This is a genomic window from Rhizobium sp. NZLR10, from assembly GCF_019685125.1.
In the GTDB taxonomy this organism is placed as follows: Bacteria; Pseudomonadota; Alphaproteobacteria; order Rhizobiales; family Rhizobiaceae; genus Rhizobium.
Genome location: NZ_JABDWE010000005.1, coordinates 285418 through 302496, shown reverse-complemented (window position 1 = coordinate 302496; position 17079 = coordinate 285418). Strand labels below are relative to the sequence as shown.

The following is a 17079-nucleotide window of genomic DNA, read 5'->3' as shown; positions in this document are numbered from 1 at the left end:
CGGCAACCGGCACGTCCTTCCAGGCAAAACCTTCCTTCGACAGATCCTGCTTCAAAACGTTCAGCGCCGCTGCCTCGCCGCCAGACGTCCACCAGTGCAGCATCTGAACTTCTTTTACGTCAGCTGCGCGAGCGGACACATGAGCGCCGGCCAGAGCCAATGCGATCACGGCAGTCGTGGTCAAAAACCTATTCATCGAAGATCCTCCCAGTTCCATTTTGGAAGATGCGGGACCCATTCCCGCACCAATCACCCGCCCTCCTCAGGCGTAGTTTCATTACCGGCTAAGCCAGCTTTTCCGTCTGCGGCATCCACCAGCCGGTGCGTTTGCCGATATGCATGTTCAGCGTCTTGGTCTCGGTGTAGTCCTCGACCGCATGGCGGCCGAGCTCGCGGCCGAGGCCGCTCTGCTTGTAACCGCCGAAGGGAAGCTCCGAGGCGCCGTCCATAAAGGTGTTCATCCAGACCGTCCCTGCCCGCACCGACCGGCCGATCGTCAGGCACGTGTCGAAATCGCGGCTCCAGACACCGGCCGACAGACCGTAGTCGATGGAATTGGCGATGCTGATCGCTTCTGCCGATGTCTCGAATGTCAGGACCGAAAGGACCGGGCCAAAGACCTCCTCGCGCGCCACCGCCATATCAGGGGTAACCTCTTCGAGGATCGTCGGCGACATGAACTGTCCCATGCCGAGGTCGAGCGTCTCGCCGCCATGCGCGATCCGAGCACCGCTGCTCCTGGCACCGGCGACATATCCTGAAATCTTCTCCAGGTGCTGCGGCGTGATAATCGCGCCGACCTGCGTCGATGGATCGAGCGGGTCGCCGACCTTCACTGCCTTCGACAACGCGGCAATCCGCTTGACGACATCGGAGGCGATTGATTTGTGCAGGATCAGCCGCGAGCCGGCGTTGCAGCACTCGCCGGCATTGAAATAGGCGCCGAAGACCGCAGCGTCGATGAACGCATCGAGATCGGCATCCGGAAAGACGATCTGTGGATTCTTGCCCCCCAATTCCAACGACACCTTCTTCAGCGTCTGCGCCGCATTCGACATCGTCAGTTTTCCGACGCCGGTCGAGCCGGTGAAGGACACCATGTCGACGTCAGGATGAGAGGTCATGATGGCGCCGACCTCAGATCCCCCACCGGTGACAATGTTGACGACGCCATCCGGAACGCCTGCCTGCTGCAAGATCTCTCCGAGCACAAGTGTCGATCCTGAGGTCAGCTCCGAGGGTTTGACGACGGCGGTGCAGCCCGCGGCGAGCGCGAAGGGCAGCTTCTGGCCGACGATCAGGAACGGAAAGTTCCAGGGCGTGATGATCGCGACCACGCCAATCGCTTCGCGCAGGACGACGCCGAGCGTGCCGTCGCCGAGCGTATTGTAGCTTTCGCCATGGAGATCGCGTGCAAGAGCCGCCGCATAGCGCCAGATATCGACCGAGCCGGCAATTTCGCCCCGCACCTGCGTGATCGGTTTGCCTGCCTCGATAGCATCCAGAAACGCCAGCTCCTCTGCACGCGCGGCGATCAGATCGGCAGCTTTGAGCAGGATGGCGGACCGTTCGGACGCGGTCATGCGGGGCCATGGCCCGAGGTCGAAGGCCTTGCGTGCCGCAGCAATGGCGCGCTCGGCATCCGTCCTGCTGCCGGTCGGGAACCGGCTGACCACGACACCATGGCTTGGCGCGACACGCTCGATCGGATCGGCAGCGCCGGTCTCCCATTTGCCATCGATCAGCATCTTGAAATCACGCGCTTTGTGGTCGCTGAGCGCGGTGGGGTTGACGAGAACCGTCATTACCATTCTCCCTTGAACGTTGCCGGGCGCTTCTCGCTGAATGATGCGACGCCCTCCTTCAGATCGCCGGTCTTGGCGGCGAGGATCGAGCCCAGGGCTTCGACCGCGGTTCCATTGTCTTCACCATTCGCCGATGCGATCATCAACTTGGCGATCTCGACGGCAGCCGGCCCTCTTGCAGCAATCCTCTCAGCATATTCCCTGGCGGCGGCGAGTGAATTTCCTGTTGGAACGACTGCGTCGACGATGCCGAGCAGCCTTGCCTCCTCGGCGGTGAAGATCTCACCGCCGAGCGCCATGCGCCGGATGGCCTGCGCCCCGAACCGGCGCACGAGACGCTGGGTCCCCGACCAGCCCGGCACCATTCCGAGGCCTGTCTCCGGCAGGCCGATCTTGATGTGTTGCTCTGCGAGGCGAATGTCGGCAACGCCCGCCAGCTCCAGCCCGCCGCCGAGGGCGTGGCCGTTCAGCGCCGCGACCAGCGGCACCCGTAGCGTCGCCAGTCTTTCGAAGATACGATGACCGTACCGAACCCAGAGATGACCGAATTCCTGCGGCAGCATTCCGCCCCAGGCCTTGATATCGCCGCCTGCGGAAAATCCCCTTCCTTCGCCCGTCAGAACGGCGGCGCGCACATCCGGGTTCGCCTCCACCGCGTCGGCCGCGTCCGCTAAGGCCTTCAGCATGTCGAGATCGAGCGCGTTCAGCTTCTCCGGACGGCAAATCGTCAGCGTCGCAACATGTCCGTCGATGTCAACTCTGACTGTTCCGCTAGCCATTGAAACCGCCCTCCAGCGTCCGTTCCCTTTTGGCTGGAAGCGACAGGCCGATGGCTGCCTCGCCGAAGAGTGCGGCGTCCATGACTTTCAGGTCGGGGGCGACGATCAGCGGAAACTCCGATTGATCCAGGATATGGGACTGGAGATCGACGCCGGGCGCAATCTCGGTGAGGACGATGCCATCCGGCATCAGCTTCATGACGCACCGCTCGGTGACATAGGTGATCTCCTGCCCCTGCTCGATCGCCCGCCTACCGCTGAAAGTGACATGCTCGACCGCGTTGACGAGCTTCTTCAGCTTGCCTTCCTTTTCGATGAGAAGAGCCCCATCGGCGATCGAAAGCTTTGCTCCGGCGTTGAACATGCCGGAGAAGACGATCTTCTTTGCCCGCGCCGTGATGTCGACGAAGCCTCCGGCGCCAGCCGTCACATGCGGCCGGAAGGAAAGCTTGGAGACGTTGACCGAACCGTCCTTGCCGATCTCGAGGAAGGACAGCAGCGACGCATCGAAACCTGCGCCCTGGAAGTAAGTGAACTGGTAGGGAGACGGCATATATGCATCCGCATTGGAGGCACAGCCAAATGCGAAGTCGAGCAGCGGCACGCCCCCGACCGCGCCTTGCTCGATCACCCAGGTGACTGCGCCGTGAAGGCCCTCCTCCAGCAGAATACGCGGCACGTTGGCCGAGATGCCAAAGCCGAGATTGACGCAGCTTCCCGATTGAAGTTCCTGCGCGACGCGGCGCGCGATGACTTTCTGAACATTGAATTCCGGAACGTGGAAGCTCGCGAGCGGGCGGAAGATCTCACCGGAAATTGCCGGATCGTACCCTGTCTGCGTCGTCTGCTTCTGATCGGGATCGACGATGATATAGTCGACCAGCATTCCAGGCACGCGGACGTCATGGGGTTTCAGCGAGCCTTCCTTGGTGATCCGCTTGACCTGCGCGATGACGATGCCGCCATTGTTGCGGGCGGCCAGCGCCTGATCGAGGCCGCCGAGATATGCGCCTTCATGTTCGTATGTAAGATTGCCACGCTCATCGGCGGTGGTGGCGCGGATAATGGCGACCTGAGGGACGATCGAGGGGAAGAACAGCCAGTCGTCACCCTCGAAGCCGACACGCTTGACCACCGGGTGTTCCGAAGCCAGCTCGTTCATCGCGCAGCCCTGCCGCTCGGGATCGACGAATGTGTCGATGCCGATCTTGGTCAGGACGCCCGGCCGTTTGGCGGCGGCTTCGCGATGGATGTCGAATAGGATGCCGGAGGGAATATTGTATGCCGAGATCTCGTTATTGGTGATCATCTGCCAGATCAGCGGCGGCTCTGATGACGACGGTCCCGATGGATAGGAGCCGCCGATGATACGCTTGAGCAGACCCTTCCTGGCAATATGGTCGACGCCCTTGATGCCGCTCATGTCGCCGGCGGCGATCGGATGAAGGGTCGTCAAGTCACGGGGATGACCGGTCGCATCGAAACGCTCGCCAATGGCCCTCAGCATGAGATCCGGGCAACCGAGACCGCTCGATGACGATACCGTCACAATGGCGCCATCCGGGATCAACGCGGCCGCTTCGGCTGGGGTGAGATGCTTCTTCATATGCGTTGCTCAGCGTCCTGTTTCGATTTTTACGCTCTTGCCGGTCTTTGCCGGCGTGGTCTTGCCAGCGCCGCAGCTCTCGCGGACAACCAGGCGAACGGCTGTTATCACCGTCTCGGCCTCGGCCTTGCCGGCATTGATCTGCTTCAGAAGCATCTGTGCGCCGCGGCGCCCGATGCCTTGCGGATCGACCGAGACCGTCGTCAACGCCGGAACCGCTGCCTGAGCCTCGATGACATCGTCGAAACCCACCACTGCGAAGTCGGCGCCAGGCTCCAGACGGCGCGCGCGCAATCCGTCGCAAACGCCGAAGGCCACGGCATCGTTGAAGCAGACCGCTGCGGTCGGCCGACGGCCAAGCGTAATCGCCTTTCCGATCGCCTCTACCCCGCCGGCCCGCGACGGCGCGGATGAGACGACCAGATCCTCGTGATAATCGAGCCCGGCTGCCTCTACACCGCTTCGGTAACCGGCAAGCCGGTCGTCGAAGACGGCGGTGTCGGGAAAGCCGCCGAGAAAAGCGATGCGCTTGTGACCGAGGCCGGCCAGGTGCTTGACCGCCGACATCATGCCGGCCTGGTTGTCGGAGACGATCGACGAGACCTTGGCGCCGGGCAGGTTTCGAACGACCACCACCACCGGTATGCCGGCCGCCACGAGCGGCTTGAAATCGGCGGCATCGGTGGCGCGCGCCGGCGAGACGATCAGCCCCGAAATGCCATGCTCACGCATCGATGCGACGACCTCGCGCTGCCGGTCGATGCTTTCACTGGTGTTCGACAGGAACTGCACGAATCCGGCCGACTGAACGACCATATCGACGCCGACCGCCAGCTCGGCAAAGAAGCTGTTCGTCAGGTCGTTGACTACGACCCCTACGATCTTCGATTTGGCACCGGCTTGGCGAAGATTGGCTGCGCCGCGATTATAGACGTAGCCGAGTTCGCGCATCACGGCATTGACCTTGGCACGCGTCCCTTCATTGACCAGGGAGGAGCCCTGAAGCACCAGCGAAACCGTCGACTTGGAGACGCCGGCGGCCTTTGCGATGTCGATGACGGTTACCCGCGTCTTTGTCATTTCCCTCTCCGACCACGACGTCGACTGATGGATAAATATTTGGAACGTTCCAATTTTGTCAAGTGACATTTGCAGCCCCATTATCGATTTGTTCATTTCCATTGAGAATTCGGCGCCGTTCTCGATCGTAATCTCAATCGGAAAATTGGAACGATCTAAATTCCAATCACTCGGCTGGCTTGTTTGTCAGGATCAGTGAACCCATGCCGAGTGATGTCAACGAGGTGGGAAAGGACAGCCCTGGCCTTCTGGACGAGCAGTCCGCGCATCGGTTAACCGGATCGTCGATCTTATGGAGAGCATCTTTTCGGCCGGGCGCCTCGACACCGGCAAAATCGATATCAGCTACGACGCCTGCGCCTTGAGATCATTGATAAGAACCTGTTGCGAGCGGCAGTCTTCGATCGCCAGGACGCACAGCTTTGTATTGGAGATCGACAGGCTACCTGAGTTCATCGATGCCGATCCGCGCACTTTGGCGCAGGTCTTTACCAACCTGCTGTCCAATGCCGTCAAATACGCGCTCGGAACCTCCGAAATTCGCGTCACGGCATGGGAGGAGACGGGAAACGTCACAGTCTCGGTCAGCGATGACGGCGTGGGGATCGATCCCGAAGACGTGCCCCGGCTGTTCCAGCGTTATTTTCGTGCGGGAACGTCGACTGGAATTGCCGGCACCGGCATCGCACGAGGGTGCGGATCGACCTTTACCATAACCCTTCCCATCGAGCGAACCGGTAACGCTTCTGCGAGCAGTGACGCTACCTGTTAATTCAGGATTGCTGTCCTGCATATCTACCCTATCCTTCTCAATAGAGGAGGATCATGCCATGGCTTTCATTCACACCCCCAATGCATCCGCCAGCGAGAAGACGACGTCGATGTATGCGTCGGCCGAGGCGAATTATGGTTATCTGCCGAACATGTACCGTGCCTTCGGTCACCGGCCGGAGGTGATGGAGAACTGGGCAGCGCTGCTTTCGAGCATTCGCGGCCATATGAGCCTCAGGCGCTATGAGTTGGTGACGCTGGCGGCGGCCAAGGAGCTGAAATCCTCCTATTGCATGCTGGCGCACGGCTCGGTGCTGCTGCGCGAGGGCTTTACCAGCGACGGGCTGACGGCCGTTGTCAACGAGACGGAGAAAGCGCCGATCGATGCCGGCGAACGGGCGATCATGGCCTTTGCCGCCAAGGTGGCGCGCGACGCGACGTCGGTCACCCAGCAGGATATAGACGGGCTGAAGAAACACGGGCTGAGCGATGCCGAGGTCTTCGACATCACGGCCGCGGCAGCGGCCCGGTGTTTCTTCTCGAAAATGCTGGATGCGCTCGGCGCCGCGCCCGATCACGCCTATATCGAGCGGCTGGAGCCCAATATCAGAAAGGCGCTCAGCGTGGGCCGGGAAGTCGAGCGGCCGCTGGCGCCGTCACCGTCGCGTGGCACATCGCAATGAGAGAGTGAGCCCCTACTCTTGCGGCCCCTATTATTCCGGTTTGTCCTCAAAATGCCGGATCGCAAACTCGGCGAGATTCTGACTCGACCGATCGGCATCGTCGAGCAGCGAGGGAAACAACTGCCACTGATGCGGCATGCCTGGCCAGATCTCGGTGGTGACGTCCACCCCCGCCTGGCGCGCCTTGTCGGCGAGCCGCAACGTGTCATCCAGCAGGACTTCGCCGGAACCGACCTGTAGCAGCAGCGGCGGAAAGCCGGTCATATCGGCATAAAGCGGCGATGCCTGGGGATCGGTCGGCGACCGGTTGCCGAGATAGGCCTTGCGTAAGGCCCCGATCCAGTCTTTGCCGACCAGCGGATCGCTGTCGGCATTCGATGTCATCGATCCGCCCGTCGCGGCAAGATCGGTGATGGGGCTGAGCGCAATGACCGCCGCCGGCAGCGCCTTTCCGGCCTGCATCTGCCGGAGCACGGTTTCGATCGCGATATTGCCGCCGGCGCCGTCTCCCGCGATGACGATATTGTCATTGCGATAACCATTGTCGAGAAGCCAGCGATAGGCCGTCAGCGCGTCGTTGATCTGCGCGGGATAGGTATATTCGGGCATCAGCCGATAATCGACAAGAAGCACATCGCTGGATGCGGCCTTGGCGAGCGAGCCGGCAAGCAGGCTGTGCGTGCGGATGGAGCCGCTGGAGAAGCCGCCGCCGTGAATATAGAGGATCATCCTTTGGCCGATCGGGTGATGTAGACGGGCCGGCCACATCAGCTCGGCATCGACGCCGTCCGCATCGACCTGCCGGACCTGGATGCGGGTCGGCCCCGGCGTCGTTTCCATCAGCGCCCGAAAGGCTGTCCGCCGCTGCTGCAAGCCGTCGGCGCCGGCAAAATGATCCTTCCAGAGGCCGACGAGCTTTTCGACCTGCTCGCGTGAGGCCTGGCTTTGCGGTCCAATGTCCTTGCCGGCCGCCGCCGAAGCCAGCAGCATCAGCGCGGCCAATGTGGGCAACAGACCGCTGAGCCGCTTTGAAGCTCTTCGATTACCAGTTGGCAAAATTCGACCGTTCATCAACCTCTCCCGATGATGCTGGCCATGGCGGCCATGGCAGCATCATTGGCCAGTTCACGCGCAGGAGTCAAAAGGCTGAGGGATGCGAATCCTCACCTTTTTACTCGGCTCTCATCGCGTCGATGACTGCCCTGAAGCCCGCCGACATGTGGCGTCGGCTCGGATAGTAGAGATAGAGCGGCTCCTCCGGCTGGCACCAGTCTTCCAACACCTGGATCAGTTCGCCATTGGCGATCGCCTTTTCCACGCGCGGTTCCCAGATATAGGCAAGACCGACACCGCCGAGCGCTGCCTGCATCATCAGTTCGTGATCGTCGAGCGACAGCGGTCCCGTCGGCTGAAAGCTCACCGCCTGGCCATCCTTCTCGAACTCCCAGGCATAGCGTGCACCTGACGGAAACATGTTCTGGATACAGAGATGGCGCTTGAGATCGTGCGGCGTCGCCGGCTTCGGCCGGGCCTCGAAATAGGCGGGCGAACCGACGACGACCAAGCGGATGCGCGGCTTGATGCGCAGTGCGATCATGCCCTCGGTGAGGCGCTCACCGAAGCGGATGCCGGCATCGAAACCCTCCTCGACAATATCGACCAGCCTGTCTGTCGCGTTGATCTCCAACTGCAAATTGGGATTGCGTTGGAGCAACGGAGCAATGACGCGGCCGATGACGAAGGGGCCGATCGAATTCGGCACATTGATCCTCACCTTGCCGAAGGGCGTGTCGCGATATCGGTTCAACGCATCGAGCGCTGCTGCCATCTCGCCAAAGGCCGGGTCGAGATGCGAGATCAGCAGTTCGCCGGCCTCGGTCAGCGAGACGCTGCGCGTCGTACGGTTGAGCAGGCGAATGCCGATACGGTCTTCAAGGTTGAGCACGGCATGGCTGACTGCCGAAGCGGTGACACCCCTCTCCTCGCCGGCCTTGCGAAAACTCTTATGCCGGGCAACGGCCGCAAAAGCCGCGAGTTCGGAAAGTTCGGTGGCACGCATTGCTGAATTTTGCTCATCATAGTTTCAAGAATAACAAATCTTATACAGCAACGGATTTTCGGTCAAATTCAACCCCGTCAGCACATAGATGCGACGCCGAGACAAGCAAATAGTCCTCGAAAGGAATTCGTCATGAAAGTCTGGTTCATCACTGGTGCATCCCGCGGCTTCGGCGCGCTGATGACCAAGGAAGCCCTTGCATCAGGCGATGCCGTTATCGCCACCGCCCGCAACCCGAAGACCGTGACCGAGCAGTTCGGCGATCATCCGAATCTGCTTACCGTCGCACTCGATGTCACCAACGAGGCGCAGGCGAAAGACGCTGCGGCTACCGGCATCGCCCGCTTCGGCCGCATCGATGTTCTCGCCAACAATGCCGGCTACGGCCTGCTCGGCGCCGTCGAGGAAGCCACGGCCGAAGAGATCGAAAAGCTCTATGCCACGAATGTCTTCGGCCTGCTGAAGGTGACGCGCGCCGTGTTGCCTTATATGCGCCGCCAGCGTTCCGGCCATATTCTGAACTTCTCTTCGATCGGCGGTTACTTCGGCTATCCCGGCTGGGGCGTCTACGGCTCGACGAAATTCGCCGTCGAAGGCCTGTCCGAATCGATGGCCGCCGAACTCGAACCTTTCGGCATCACGGTGACGATCGTCGAGCCCGGCTTCTTCCGCACGGACTTCCTCGCCGATACGTCGCTGGCGGTGAGCCCGGCCTCCATCGCCGATTACGAAGGCACGCCGGCCGGCAACATGCGCAATTTCGCCGCCGACGCCAATCATGCCCAGCCCGGCAATCCCGCCAAGCTCGCCGCCGGCATCATGACGATGGTCAATTCAGCCAACCCGCCGCTGCGCATGCCGTTCGGCAGCGACACGGTGGCTGTGATCGAGGAGCAGCATGCCAGCGTCGAAAAGGAGCTTGCCGTCTGGCGTGAACTTGCCCTCTCCACGGATTTTTCGAGCGATGCAAACGCCTCGGCCTGAGAGCCAAGGCCGGTACCGCCGCCGCATCCCGGATGTAAGGGTGCGGCGGCACTGTCGTTACGGCGGGACAGAGCGCCTTGCGGCATATTGGCATTCGCCTCACGCCGCGGATGGCCTAGATCTAAGGCAGACACCACCGTGAAGAGGCAAATCCATGTCCATCAAGACCATTTGCATTTATGGCGCCGGTGCCCTTGGCGGCGCCATCGCCGCCAAGCTCGCAAGCCGGGCCGATGACTACATCACTGTTTCCGTCGTCGCACGCGGGGCACATCTCGACGCCATCCGCAGCAACGGCCTCAGCCTGCGCGAAGCCGATGCGGAAACGCCGCTCAACGTGCGGCTGACCGCAACCGACGATCCCAAGACATTGCCGCCGCAAGATCTGGTCATCACCGGCCTCAAGGGCCATCAGTTGGCGCCCGCCGCCGCGGGTATCGCAGGCCTGCTGAAACAGGGCACCCGCGTCATAATGACCCTCAACGGCATTCCCTGGTGGTATTTCCATCGCGATACCAGGAGCGGGCATGCGGAGCTGCAATTCGATGAGCTCGATCCCAGCGGCAGGCTTTGGCGGCTGGTTGGCCCCGAGCGCGTGATTGGCTGCGTCGCCTATCAAGGCGCCGAAGTGGTCAATCCGGGTGAGATCCAGCTTTCCCACAAAGGACGCTTCGTGCTCGGCGAGCCGTCCGGCGAAATGTCTGTCGATCTGGAGGCCATAGCGGCGGTGCTGACCGGCGCCGATCTCGGCATTACGACCACTCCCGATATCCGAAGCGAAATCTGGAGCAAGTTGATGGGCAACGCTGCCTTCAACCCGATCAGCGCCCTGACACGGGCGCTGATGACAGACATCATGACGGATCCGGCGCTCATGGACATGGTGGGCAAAGTTATGAAGGAAGTGCTTGCCGTCGGCGATGCGCTCGGCGCGCATTTCAGCATGACAGTCGAGCAACGGCTGGAACAATCGCGCAATATTGGCGGCGTTCGGACATCGATGCTGCAGGACCTGATCGGCGGCAAGGCGCTCGAAATCACGCCGCTGGTCGGCATGCTGGTGGCGCTTGGACGCCTGACTGCAGTACCGACGCCGGTATCGGAGACGATCCTGGCGCTGGTGACGCAGCTGGATCGGGAAAACCGACGCGGCAGCTGATGGCGAAAAAAATGCGGCCGGGAAAAATCCGGCCGCCTCGCTTATCTTCCGACCTGCTCGGCCCAGTTCGGCGCCTTGCCGCCGCCGTCGAGGAAGGTCATTGCCACATTCGCCATGAGCGGCGAGGCGAAGGTCTCGTAGTGGGTGAGATCGGGCAGGATTGCCAGCCGGTTCTTCGACATGTTCTCCCGCATCCAACCGGCATCGCGCAGGCCGCCGCCGAGCTTGTGGTAGAAGTCAATCATATGCTCGGGACGGATCATGTCGGCATCGCCGTAGATCAGCATCACCGGCATGGTAAGCTTGGCGACCGCATCGCTATAGTCCTTGGGTTCGCGCATCAGCGCGCCCATGGCGTCGAGCAGTTTCGGAAATTCGGAAACGTCGGGCGCCACCGCCTTATAGGAGAGGAACATCGGCGAGTCCTTCATCATCTCGGCCATGCCGGCGCCGACGGCCGCCTGCTGCGGCAGCATCTCCGGGAAAAAGCCGTCCTGCGCATAGGGCGCCGAGAGGATCACCAGACGGCGCACCTGGTCGGGCGCGTTGGCCGCCATGTTCAGCGCCACCCCGCCACCGAAGGAATAGCCGAAGACGTCGAGCTTGTCGTAGCCGAGCTGCTTCACCAGGATTGCGAGATCGGCACCGATTGCCGCAAGGTCGATCGGCCGTTTGCCGAGCGGCGTGCGGCCATGTCCCTGCAGATCGACGGCGATCACCTGCCGGTGGTCGGCGAAAACAGGCATGACGGGCGCGAACATTTCGATCTGCCCGAGACCACCGTGAAGCAGCAGCAGCGGTTCGCCCTCGCCGCGGATCTCATAGTAATAATCGATGCCATTGACCGGCAGACTTCCCTTTTTGACGATCGGCGCTACTGCCTTCTCCTCGACAACGGGTACTTCACCGCCGGCGCTCGACATATCAGGGGCGGCCAGGAATGCGGCAGCCGTTGCGACCATCGAAATCAACGTCATCTTCGTCATGTCCTTGCTCCATGTTTGCGTCGATACCGCAAGGACGGCAGGGATCATGCTTTTCCGACACCGCGCTTAGAGATTTGTCGATTGAGGCTTCAAGACTGATTTCCAACTTTTCCTTAACCGGCATGCTGGTAAAATCTTCGCAGAGACTTCAGATGAACGAGACAGATGCCGAAACCGAATTTCCGCTTCACCCATTACGATATCAAGGAACAACGCGCCGGAACAATCGTCGAGGTGTCGTTGAATGCGGTGAACAATGTCCGCTTGATGACGGCGCCGAATTTCCAGCGCTTCACTGAGGTTCTCGATTTCAAATATATCGGCGGCGTGGCGCGTAAATCGCCGATCAAGATCGCCGTTCCAGAAAGCGGCCACTGGCATGTCGTCGTCGATATGGAAGGCCATCACGGGCTGGCGGATTCGTCCGTCAAGGTGATCGCCGGGCCTGGCAATCAGAAGACGCCGCGCGCTTCCTGAGCTTTACAGCACCGCGTCTCTACGCCGACGCGGTAGTGCTAAGCGCAGACGCGCTCTATAGACCCATCCAATCGAGCTGATCTTTGATCACGATCAATGAATCAAGCTGCCATGTCGATCACAATTCACCCGTTGCGAGCCGTAGCCGCCCAGAGCGCGAACCCATGCAAACCAGCTTAGCTTCCACGACCAGAGCGCTGGTGGAAACATCAAACCATGATCTTCATCACCTAGGAAGTGGTCCATGACTTCGAATCTGATCGGTCGTATCACCAATATCATTGATCCTGGCGATGCGCTCGGTGAAGTACTTTTCGGATTGATTATGGCGCTGACGTGGACGGTCGGTTCGAGGCTGGTTTTTGAAAAGGAAGGCTTAAATGTCCACGATCTGATCGTCGCAACGATCGGCTGCAACGTCGCTTGGGGGATTATTGACGCCGTCTTGTTCTTCCTCGGTACGACGTTTTACAAAAGCAGGCGGCTGCGCCTTTTTCGGCAAATCAAAACCGCCAGAAGCGAATCTGCGGCGCTGACGGTGCTCGCGAACGAATTCCCGATTGCAGAGGCACCGTTCTCGGCAAGGGGCGCCGACGCGGACGCACTCTATCGATCGCTCCTGACGCTCGCATGCCGGGCCGATCCTGTGAAGGTGTCCCTACCGAAAGCTGATCTGTTTGCCGCAATCGCGGTCTTCGTTCTGGTCTCGGCCACGGCCATTCCCGCAGTGATCCCTTTCCTTCTCATCGACAGTGCGCACCTTGCGCTGAGAACCAGCAACCTGTTTCTCATCATGCTGCTGTTTGTGACGGGCTATGCGTGGGCGAGGTTTTCAGGAGGCAGGCCTTTTTATGCAGGGATGACGATGACTTGTCTCGGCTTGCTTCTGGTTGCAATAGCGATCGCGCTTGGCGGCTGAGCCCCGTTCACCAACCGAACAGGCCCAGACGCGTCAGCGCGGCTTGCGCTCCTTGCGAAGCTTGTCCCACCATTCCAGCCGCTTGCGGATTTCGCGCTCGAAACCGCGCTCCGGCGGATCGTAGAAGGTCTGGCGGCCCATCTTCTCCGGGAAATAATCCTGGCCGGAAAAGGCGTCCGGCTCGTCGTGGTCGTAGCGGTAACCGTCGCCGTAACCTTCGCCCTTCATCAGCTTGGTCGGCGCATTGAGGATATGCTTCGGCGGCAGCAGCGAGCCGTTCTGCTTGGCGGCTTGGCTTGCCGCCTTGAAGGCGGTGTAGACGGCATTCGATTTCGGCGCGGTGGCGAGATAGACGCAGGCCTGGGCCAGCGCCAGTTCGCCCTCGGGGGAACCGAGATACTCATAAGCATCCTTGGCGGCGTTGCAGATCACCAGCGCCTGCGGATCGGCAAGACCGATATCCTCCACTGCCATGCGTACCAACCGCCGGCCGAGATAGAGCGGATCCTCGCCGGCATCGAACATGCGGGCGAGATAATAGAGCGCGGCATCCGGGTCGGAGCCGCGCACGGATTTATGCAGCGCCGAGATCAGATTGTAATGGCCGTCCTGCGCCTTGTCGTAGACCGGGGCGCGGCGCTGGACGATTCGCGTCAGGCCTTCGGTGTCGAAGCTTTCACCCTCGCGCGCGGCGCGCCAAACCTCTTCGGCGAGCGTCAGCACCGCGCGACCGTCGCCGTCTGCCATGCGGATCAGGCTGACGCGAGCCTCCTCCGTCAGCGGCAGCGGCTTCTGCTCGATCGTCTCGGCGCGCTTCAGCAACTCCTCCAGGCTCTCCTCGTCATGCGACTTGAAGGTCAGCACGCGCGCGCGCGACAGCAATGCGGCGTTGAGTTCGAAGGACGGGTTTTCGGTGGTGGCGCCGACGAGGATGACGGTGCCGTCCTCCATGACCGGCAGAAAACTGTCCTGCTGGGCGCGGTTGAAGCGGTGGATCTCGTCGACGAAGAGCAGCGTCTGACGGCCATCCATACGCCGCAGGCGAGCGGTCTCGAACACCTTCTTCAGATCGGCGACGCCGGAAAAGATCGCCGATATCTGCTCGAAAGCCAAACCCGCCTCGCCCGAAAGCAGCCGCGCCACCGTCGTCTTGCCGGTGCCGGGCGGGCCCCAGAAGATCATCGAGCCGAGCGAACCGCTTTCGATCATTCTTTTCAGCACGCCGTCTTCACCGGTCAGATGCTCCTGACCGGTGACATCGGCAAGCGTCTTCGGCCGCAGCCGGTCGGCAAGCGGCCGCCTGGCGGCCACCTCCTCCGGAACACGCGGCGCGAAGAGATCATTGCTCATCGGAAGAACTGCCGGATGCGCTGACCGTCGCGCTCGATCTCCACCCGCCAGAGGCCGGGGTCGCTATCGGCGATTTCGGACAGTTCGCTGGTCGACTTCACGTCCGTGCCGTTGATCGAGACGATGATATCCTTCGGCTCGAAACCGAGACGGGCGGCAGGCGAATCCTCCTTCACCTCGGATACGACGACTCCTGCCGATTCCGACGGCATGCGCAGTTCGTCGGCGACCCGCGGCGACAGGTTCTCGACGACAGCGCCGCTAAACGGGGTGCGCCCGCCAATGGTGCGCTGGTCGCGCGGCGAGGTTTCCGGAGCGCGGTCGAGCGTCAGCGGCAGCTGCTGCTCGCGGCCGTTCTCGACGACGGTCAGTTTGACCGACTTGCCAAGACCGGCCGTCGTCAGCCGGTAAAGCAGCGCATCAGGATGTTCGACGGAAATACCGTCGACAGCGGTGACGATTTGGCCGGCCTTCAGCCCGGCCTTGGCGGCCGGCCCGCCTTCCGAAACCTTGACGACGAGCGCGCCGCGCGCTTTGTTTAGCCCCAGCGCCTCGGCGACTTCCGAGGTCACGGCATCGAAACTCGCGCCGACATAGGGCCGCTCGAAAGATTTGACGCCGGCATCTGCCGAGGTGAGGAAGACCTTGACGAGATTGGCGGGAATGGCAAAGCCGATGCCGTTCGAGCCGCCGCCGCGCGAGAAGATCGCCGTGTTGATGCCGATCAGTTCGCCTTTCATATTCATCAAGGCGCCGCCGGAATTGCCGGGATTGATCGAAGCATCGGTCTGGATGAAGAAGCCGAACTCGTTCCTGACGACCTGGTTGCGCGCAAGTGCGGAGACGATGCCGCTGGTCACCGTCTGGCCGACGCCGAAGGGGTTGCCGATTGCCAGCACGAGATCGCCGACCTCAACGGCATCGGAATTGCCGATCGGCAATGTCGGGAAACTTTCCTTGGTGTCGATCTTCAGCACGGCAAGATCGACACGGTCGTCGCGCAGCACCACCGTGCAGGGGAATTCGCGGCCGTCCGGCAGCGCAACCTTGATGTCGTCGGCGCCTTCGACGACGTGATTGTTGGTCACGACGGTGCCGTTCGCCTCGACGATGACGCCGGAGCCGAGCGATGACTGCTTCTCGGAACGGTTCGGCATCTGCTGGCCGAAAAACTGCTCGAAGAAGGGATCGCCGGCAAAGGGCGACTGCCGCCGGACGGTCTTTTCCGCATAGACATTGACGACGGCGCCCGACGTTTGTTTGACGAGCGGCGCGAAGGAGAGCTGCATCTGCATCTGGCTTTCGGGCACGGTCTTTGCCGTCTGCGCATTGGCCGCAGCTGGCAGAACGAGCATGAGAGCGAACAGCGAGACGGAGACGCGCTTGAACAGGCCTTGCATGGGTATCCCTTTTGAATCCTCGTGTGGAACGTTTTAGAGCATGATGCCGAAAAGTGTGAGCGGTTTTCGGACGACCTCATGCTCTAACTACCTAATTGCGAACAAGATTCAGATTTTAGACCGAACCGGCCTAAAATCTGAATCTTGTTCTGTGGCCCGACGCTAGAAAGGAAAGAGGGCGGAAGCATGGAAGAATAAGGCCATGGGACGTCTTGGAAACCGATTGAAGTCATTGCGAACTTGATTCAGGAATTTCGGCCATGCAACTGATATCAAGAGCCAAAAACTGGGCGAAGTCACTGAAGCGTGACATCGTAGCTCTGTGGCTTGCCGCCCGAGACCCTCGCGTGCCTTGGCATGCCAAAGCGGTGGCCGGCGCCGTTGCCGCATACGCCCTGTCGCCCATCGATCTCATCCCAGATTTCATTCCCGTGCTCGGTTATCTCGACGATCTGCTGATCGTGCCGCTCGGCATCATGTTGGCGACCCGGCTCGTTCCGGCTGACGTGATGACTGCGCTTCGAGAGCAGGCGACAAAGCGCCTCGAGCGCCCCTCCAGTCGTCTCGGATTGATCTTCATCCTTGCCGTCTGGCTCGCCTGCATCATCTTCCTGGCTCTGACATTGCGCAAACTGGTTTGACCGGCGACAACAGGGATATTGGAATGATGACGGCAAGAGCGATGACGATAGTCTTTGGCTTTGCGATTTCGATCTTTGCATCGGATATGGCCCAGGCGGCGAGCTTCGACTGCGATGCGAAAGAATTGAAGCCGGACGAAAAGGCGATCTGCGACAACCGCGCGCTCAACGATGCCGACGTGAAGATGGTGACGACCTTCGAGCTGCTTTCCGGTCTGCTGGCGATGGGCTCACGCGGAACATTGCAGGACGAGCAGACAGCCTGGCTGAAAAAACGACAGGAATGCGCGGCGGATGCCGTCTGTATCAAGGCTGCCTATGACGAGCGGCTGAAGCAACTCGGCGAGACCTATAAAAACATCAACCGGCCGCTTTAAAAG

Annotated in this window: 16 protein-coding genes and 2 pseudogenes; 8 read left to right on the top strand and 10 right to left on the bottom strand. The window is 61.0% G+C overall.

Annotated elements, in window-relative coordinates; translation table 11 throughout:
- The 5 genes and pseudogenes from HJB82_RS10795 to HJB82_RS10775 form a co-directional block, all read right to left on the bottom strand.
- A pseudogene (locus tag HJB82_RS10795) lies at window positions 1–196 on the bottom strand (sugar ABC transporter substrate-binding protein); the annotation flags it as partial.
- An 88-nt stretch (window positions 197–284) separates the two neighbouring features.
- Entirely contained in the window at window positions 285–1805 is a 1521-nt protein-coding gene (locus HJB82_RS10790; RefSeq protein ID WP_207583866.1) for an aldehyde dehydrogenase family protein, read from the bottom strand.
- Window positions 1805–2584: an enoyl-CoA hydratase/isomerase family protein gene (locus tag HJB82_RS10785; RefSeq protein WP_207583865.1), complete on the bottom strand. Its 780-nt coding sequence runs from the start codon at window positions 2582–2584 to the stop codon at window positions 1805–1807. The genes HJB82_RS10790 and HJB82_RS10785 overlap by 1 nt, the downstream gene beginning before the upstream one ends.
- Window positions 2577–4190, bottom strand: a complete 1614-nt coding sequence (locus HJB82_RS10780) for an acyl CoA:acetate/3-ketoacid CoA transferase (protein WP_221139938.1) — start codon at window positions 4188–4190, stop codon at window positions 2577–2579. Before HJB82_RS10780 ends, HJB82_RS10785 begins: the two co-directional genes overlap by 8 nt.
- Window positions 4191–4199: 9 nt before the next feature.
- Window positions 4200–5270 carry a LacI family DNA-binding transcriptional regulator gene (locus HJB82_RS10775; RefSeq protein WP_207583863.1) on the bottom strand — a complete coding sequence of 357 codons (1071 nt, stop codon included), beginning with the start codon at window positions 5268–5270 and terminating at the stop codon, window positions 4200–4202.
- Window positions 5271–5529: 259 nt separating this feature from the next.
- On the opposite strand from HJB82_RS10775, the pseudogene HJB82_RS10770 reads away from it, so the two are divergent.
- Window positions 5530–6042 (top strand): annotated as a pseudogene (locus tag HJB82_RS10770) (sensor histidine kinase); the annotation flags it as partial.
- Between the two features lie 58 nt (window positions 6043–6100).
- The gene (locus HJB82_RS10765; RefSeq protein WP_221116278.1) at window positions 6101–6724 is read left to right on the top strand and encodes a carboxymuconolactone decarboxylase family protein; all 624 of its coding nucleotides are present in this window, start codon (window positions 6101–6103) and stop codon (window positions 6722–6724) included.
- Between the two features lie 30 nt (window positions 6725–6754).
- On the opposite strand, the gene HJB82_RS10760 is transcribed toward HJB82_RS10765, so the two are convergent.
- Both HJB82_RS10760 and HJB82_RS10755 read right to left on the bottom strand, forming a co-directional pair.
- Window positions 6755–7726 carry an alpha/beta hydrolase gene (locus HJB82_RS10760; protein WP_207584293.1) on the bottom strand — a complete coding sequence of 324 codons (972 nt, stop codon included), beginning with the start codon at window positions 7724–7726 and terminating at the stop codon, window positions 6755–6757.
- A 169-nt stretch (window positions 7727–7895) separates the two neighbouring features.
- The gene (locus HJB82_RS10755; protein WP_221139937.1) at window positions 7896–8783 is read right to left on the bottom strand and encodes a LysR family transcriptional regulator; all 888 of its coding nucleotides are present in this window, start codon (window positions 8781–8783) and stop codon (window positions 7896–7898) included.
- Window positions 8784–8915: 132 nt separating this feature from the next.
- Here HJB82_RS10755 and HJB82_RS10750 point away from each other — a divergent pair, with 132 nt between their 5' ends.
- Together HJB82_RS10750 and HJB82_RS10745 are read left to right on the top strand one after the other, a co-directional pair.
- Window positions 8916–9767, top strand: a complete 852-nt coding sequence (locus HJB82_RS10750) for an oxidoreductase (RefSeq protein WP_221139936.1) — start codon at window positions 8916–8918, stop codon at window positions 9765–9767.
- 154 nt (window positions 9768–9921) lie between these two features.
- Window positions 9922–10926, top strand: coding sequence for a ketopantoate reductase family protein (locus HJB82_RS10745; RefSeq protein ID WP_207583859.1), 1005 nt, complete (start codon window positions 9922–9924; stop codon window positions 10924–10926).
- Window positions 10927–10967: 41 nt separating this feature from the next.
- On the opposite strand, the gene HJB82_RS10740 is transcribed toward HJB82_RS10745, so the two are convergent.
- On the bottom strand, window positions 10968–11960 hold the full coding sequence (locus HJB82_RS10740; protein ID WP_207583858.1) for an alpha/beta fold hydrolase: 993 nt from the start codon (window positions 11958–11960) through the stop codon (window positions 10968–10970).
- 117 nt (window positions 11961–12077) lie between these two features.
- Here HJB82_RS10740 and HJB82_RS10735 point away from each other — a divergent pair, with 117 nt between their 5' ends.
- Together HJB82_RS10735 and HJB82_RS10730 are read left to right on the top strand one after the other, a co-directional pair.
- A complete protein-coding gene (locus HJB82_RS10735) occupies window positions 12078–12389 on the top strand; it encodes a DUF1883 domain-containing protein (protein ID WP_207583857.1) in 312 nt (103 codons plus the stop codon).
- 244 nt (window positions 12390–12633) lie between these two features.
- Complete coding sequence (locus HJB82_RS10730) at window positions 12634–13308, top strand: VIT1/CCC1 transporter family protein (RefSeq protein WP_207583856.1); 675 nt, start codon at window positions 12634–12636, stop codon at window positions 13306–13308.
- 33 nt (window positions 13309–13341) lie between these two features.
- On the opposite strand, the gene HJB82_RS10725 is transcribed toward HJB82_RS10730, so the two are convergent.
- Both HJB82_RS10725 and HJB82_RS10720 read right to left on the bottom strand, forming a co-directional pair.
- Window positions 13342–14658 carry a replication-associated recombination protein A gene (locus HJB82_RS10725; RefSeq protein ID WP_221116275.1) on the bottom strand — a complete coding sequence of 439 codons (1317 nt, stop codon included), beginning with the start codon at window positions 14656–14658 and terminating at the stop codon, window positions 13342–13344.
- Window positions 14655–16058, bottom strand: coding sequence for a DegQ family serine endoprotease (locus HJB82_RS10720; protein ID WP_221131562.1), 1404 nt, complete (start codon window positions 16056–16058; stop codon window positions 14655–14657). The genes HJB82_RS10725 and HJB82_RS10720 overlap by 4 nt, the downstream gene beginning before the upstream one ends.
- Before the next feature lie 260 nt (window positions 16059–16318).
- Between HJB82_RS10720 and HJB82_RS10715 the strand changes: the two genes are divergently transcribed.
- Both HJB82_RS10715 and HJB82_RS10710 read left to right on the top strand, forming a co-directional pair.
- Window positions 16319–16699 (top strand): YkvA family protein, encoded by a 381-nt coding sequence (locus HJB82_RS10715; protein ID WP_221131561.1) that lies wholly within the window; start codon window positions 16319–16321, stop codon window positions 16697–16699.
- A 23-nt stretch (window positions 16700–16722) separates the two neighbouring features.
- Window positions 16723–17076 carry a lysozyme inhibitor LprI family protein gene (locus tag HJB82_RS10710; protein WP_207583852.1) on the top strand — a complete coding sequence of 118 codons (354 nt, stop codon included), beginning with the start codon at window positions 16723–16725 and terminating at the stop codon, window positions 17074–17076.
- Window positions 17077–17079: the final 3 nt, after the last annotated feature.

Coding starts and splice junctions, on each gene's coding strand:
- HJB82_RS10790 (WP_207583866.1), bottom strand. CDS start 1,805: ATGACGGTTCTCGTCAACCCCACCGCGCTCAGCGACCACAAAGCGCGT.
- HJB82_RS10785 (WP_207583865.1), bottom strand. CDS start 2,584: ATGGCTAGCGGAACAGTCAGAGTTGACATCGACGGACATGTTGCGACG.
- HJB82_RS10780 (WP_221139938.1), bottom strand. CDS start 4,190: ATGAAGAAGCATCTCACCCCAGCCGAAGCGGCCGCGTTGATCCCGGAT.
- HJB82_RS10775 (WP_207583863.1), bottom strand. CDS start 5,270: ATGACAAAGACGCGGGTAACCGTCATCGACATCGCAAAGGCCGCCGGC.
- HJB82_RS10765 (WP_221116278.1), top strand. CDS start 6,101: ATGGCTTTCATTCACACCCCCAATGCATCCGCCAGCGAGAAGACGACG.
- HJB82_RS10755 (WP_221139937.1), bottom strand. CDS start 8,783: ATGCGTGCCACCGAACTTTCCGAACTCGCGGCTTTTGCGGCCGTTGCC.
- HJB82_RS10750 (WP_221139936.1), top strand. CDS start 8,916: ATGAAAGTCTGGTTCATCACTGGTGCATCCCGCGGCTTCGGCGCGCTG.
- HJB82_RS10745 (WP_207583859.1), top strand. CDS start 9,922: ATGTCCATCAAGACCATTTGCATTTATGGCGCCGGTGCCCTTGGCGGC.
- HJB82_RS10740 (WP_207583858.1), bottom strand. CDS start 11,960: ATGATCCCTGCCGTCCTTGCGGTATCGACGCAAACATGGAGCAAGGAC.
- HJB82_RS10735 (WP_207583857.1), top strand. CDS start 12,078: ATGCCGAAACCGAATTTCCGCTTCACCCATTACGATATCAAGGAACAA.
- HJB82_RS10730 (WP_207583856.1), top strand. CDS start 12,634: ATGACTTCGAATCTGATCGGTCGTATCACCAATATCATTGATCCTGGC.
- HJB82_RS10725 (WP_221116275.1), bottom strand. CDS start 14,658: ATGAGCAATGATCTCTTCGCGCCGCGTGTTCCGGAGGAGGTGGCCGCC.
- HJB82_RS10720 (WP_221131562.1), bottom strand. CDS start 16,058: ATGCAAGGCCTGTTCAAGCGCGTCTCCGTCTCGCTGTTCGCTCTCATG.
- HJB82_RS10715 (WP_221131561.1), top strand. CDS start 16,319: ATGCAACTGATATCAAGAGCCAAAAACTGGGCGAAGTCACTGAAGCGT.
- HJB82_RS10710 (WP_207583852.1), top strand. CDS start 16,723: ATGATGACGGCAAGAGCGATGACGATAGTCTTTGGCTTTGCGATTTCG.